This is a genomic window from Clostridium sp. (assembly GCF_051278035.1).
Lineage (GTDB): Bacteria > Bacillota > Clostridia > Clostridiales > Clostridiaceae > Clostridium_AD.
This window is the reverse complement of sequence record NZ_JBNMNU010000288.1, coordinates 1-3,388: the sequence shown is the minus strand read 5'-3', so window position 1 is coordinate 3,388 and position 3,388 is coordinate 1. Positions and strand designations below refer to the sequence as shown.

The following is a 3,388-nucleotide window of genomic DNA, read 5'->3' as shown; positions in this document are numbered from 1 at the left end:
TTTCTATATTTGGACTATCAATATAATCCGTTATAAATACTTTACTCATTTATCTGACTCCTATATATTTAAAATAATCAAACCTTGATAAATATCTATTTACATAAATTAGTATAATAAAGATAATAATCGATAAAAGTAAATCAGTATAGAGGTTTGAAAGTTCTAATTTTTCACTTAAATGTAGAGCTACTACTATAAATCCATAATGCCATAAATAAATAAATAAACTAGCTTGTCCTGCCTCAATTATGAAGTTATTTTTCAATTCAATTTTTAAATTATTATTAATAAAAAATATCAATAAAATATTAAAAAGAACAAAACCGAATGCAAAAGATATATAAAAATTAATCTGAAAAATATTTATATTAACATTAATTATTAAAAATACTATAGAAGTAACAAGTAAAAAAATCACTTTTTTTGTTTCTAATAATTTTATATTAATAAGCTGGTTTCTTAAAATATATCCCAAATAAAAATAAATAAAATATTCCATGCCTCTAAAAATAGGCTTGTATCCAAATTGATTAAATATAGTTGACCCTAAGTCTCTAAATCCTGTTCCTATTATTGCTAAAATTATAGTTAGAAATAAAATCATTTTATAATCTAAATTTTTAATTAAATAGATTACGAAAAAATATATAATTAATACTTCCAAAAACCAAAGGTGGTTATATGGCGAGGTAATCAACAAAACAAAAGATTTAAAAGATACGCTTGAAAAAACAAACATATATATAAGTGAACTTACTAAAAATAATATTCCAATATATTTAATCTTCTCTGAAATATATTTTTTTTGTAATTTTTCTGTTTTTATTAAATAACCTGAAAGAAAGAAAAATAATGGCATGTGAAACAAATATATCAAAAATCTCAAAGATTCTTCTATATTTGTAGAGATTCCAGCCATATATTGACCACTAAGAGTATGTCCCAATACTACCAAGTATATAAGTAACCCTTTTATAAAATCAATTGTAATATTTCTGTTATTTATCATATGGTGTTTTATTTTCACTAAATCCATGTTCTTTTAACCAATATTCTATTACAGGAATTTGCCATGGAGCATCTATATCAAAACCAAAATCTTTAAATACAGTTCCTTGCTTATTTCCAAGCCATTTAAAAGGTAAAGAACCATTTGAGGTGTCTTTAATACATCTAGCTCGAACAACTTGTACTCCAAAGTCAGCAAAATAACAATCCCCCATTGCATCTCTATCAAAAGTATTTGTAATTCCCATTGCTTTTAAATCAAGCATAGATTCAGTAGTACCATCATTATTTAGTTTTCTTGCTCTCATTGGGGAAAACATATTATACTTGCTTACAGAGATTACAGAATCAAGTGTATTGTCATTATCAAGAAGAGATACAGCTTTATCCCAATATTCTGGTAAAATATCTGGACTATTTGCAAACATTAAAAATATATATTTTACATCTGGTACTTGTTTTTTAATAAAAGTATATGCATGTTCAAAAACACTTTCTGTTGGTGTTTCTGACTGAGCTAATTTTTCGGGTCTATCAATAATTTCTGCATTATACTTATTTGCAATTTCTTTGATAATTGGAGAATCCGTTGATACAAATATTTTATCAACAATATTAGAATTATACGCAGCCATTATAGGATATTCGGATAAAGGCCTACCCAATATTTCCATATAATTTTTACCAGGAACTCCTCCACTTTTATGTTTACCTATCAATAATGCAACATTCATTTCAATCCTCCATTTTATTTTGGATATAGTTTACTTGTTCACAAACTTTAGTAGCATAACCCCATTCGTTGTCATACCAAAGTACAAGTTTTAACATATTACCTTGTACTAAACTAGTAAATCTATGATCTACATTTGCAGAGAATTCAGAACCTTTAAAATCAAGTGAAACCAATGGCTCAAAATTATTATTTATAATATCCCACTTTTGAGCATTTGAATAATCTTCAAATGCTTTAATAACTTCATCTTGAGTAGTGTTCTCTTTTAATACTAATGTAATGTCTGCACATCCAACTATATGTGTTGGAGTTCGTATAGAATATGAGCCTATAAGTTCAGGAGATATGTCATCAACAACTTTACAACTAGCACTCAGTGCAGATGTAGGTTTTGGTATCATATTTCCAATAGCACTTCGACCAAGTGCAAAATGATGGTATATTTCACCTGGTACAGACCACGAACTTGCTGGTCCATCCATAAGATTTTGATACCCAAGCCAAGGATGAAGAGTAGTAAGATGTCCAGAATTTATACCAAAGTTATCTTTTATAATTTTAAGGACTGGTCCAATAGCTGTGGCATCACAAATACTTGAAGAGATTACATGATGTTTAGATAAATCTAATTTATCTTCATTCGCACCAAGAACCATAGTAAAGTCAACTTCATTTGGAGAATGTGTTACAATAACTTTTTTTACACCTTGTTTTTCTATAGTTTTATGACCTCTTAATGTATTGTCTAATATTCCTGATGCGTCTATAACTATATCTACACCTTTTGATTTCCAATCTACTTCATCAATATGCTTTTTTTGAAAAACTTTTAAATCATAATCTCCATTATAAATATGATCTTTTTCCACTTGAAACTTATCTTTTAATTGATCATATAAAGTGTCATAATTTAATTGATATGCAATATTTTCAATATCTGGATTAATATCATTTATCGCGACTACTTCAAAAAGTTTTTTATTCATATTTGTTCTGAAAATTGCTCTTCCTATTCTTCCAAAACCATTTATTCCTACTTTTAACATTTACCATCTCCTTTTTATTTTATTAACAATGACTATATGTTAATGATTCAAAGTTTTTTATAACTAAAACCTCTTTTTTATCAGTAAAATACTCTTTCCAGTTGCTAAATTGTGTATACCCATACATAAATATAAAGTCAAAATTATATTTTTTTGCCACCTCATAGTCTATTAAACTATCACCAATATACAAAACATTACCTTCTAATTTTAAGTTATCCAAATTTTCATATTTTGTTAATGGTCCGCCCATTATTTTATTAAATTTATTTAGATAACATCTTTCTTGCAACAATGATATAATTTCTTCTTTCTCTCCACCAGATAGTATATAAGGTTTTAATTTATAAAATTCAAGTTTATTTATAAAAGAATCTATATTTTTTGTGAAACTAGCATTTAACAAACTTATCTTCAATATATTATTATAATTATTTAAAATAACTGAACACTCTTTATCATTAAAATATTTAGCAATTTTAATGTTTCTAGGTAATCCATTATTCCCAATAAAATAATTTACAAAATTTTCATTATCCAAGTAGTTTTTTGATGCTTTTATAATTGCTTTTTCTTTGATAAAATTACTATCAAG

Annotated in this window: 4 protein-coding genes; all 4 read right to left on the bottom strand. The window is 26.0% G+C overall.

Going from position 1 to position 3,388, the window contains the following annotated elements:
• Positions 1 to 49 precede the first annotated feature (49 nt).
• Positions 50 to 1,039 carry an acyltransferase family protein gene (locus ACJAX4_RS23050; RefSeq protein WP_435791779.1) on the bottom strand — a complete coding sequence of 330 codons (990 nt, stop codon included), beginning with the start codon at positions 1,037 to 1,039 and terminating at the stop codon, positions 50 to 52.
• Entirely contained in the window at positions 1,002 to 1,745 is a 744-nt protein-coding gene (locus tag ACJAX4_RS23045; RefSeq protein WP_435791778.1) for a cytidylyltransferase domain-containing protein, read from the bottom strand. Before ACJAX4_RS23045 ends, ACJAX4_RS23050 begins: the two co-directional genes overlap by 38 nt.
• 1 nt (position 1,746) lies before the next feature.
• Positions 1,747 to 2,793: a glyceraldehyde 3-phosphate dehydrogenase NAD-binding domain-containing protein gene (locus ACJAX4_RS23040; RefSeq protein WP_435791777.1), complete on the bottom strand. Its 1,047-nt coding sequence runs from the start codon at positions 2,791 to 2,793 to the stop codon at positions 1,747 to 1,749.
• A 22-nt stretch (positions 2,794 to 2,815) separates the two neighbouring features.
• Positions 2,816 to 3,388, bottom strand: a 573-nt coding sequence (locus ACJAX4_RS23035) for an HAD family hydrolase (RefSeq protein WP_435791776.1), incomplete at its 5' end; no start/stop codon positions are given.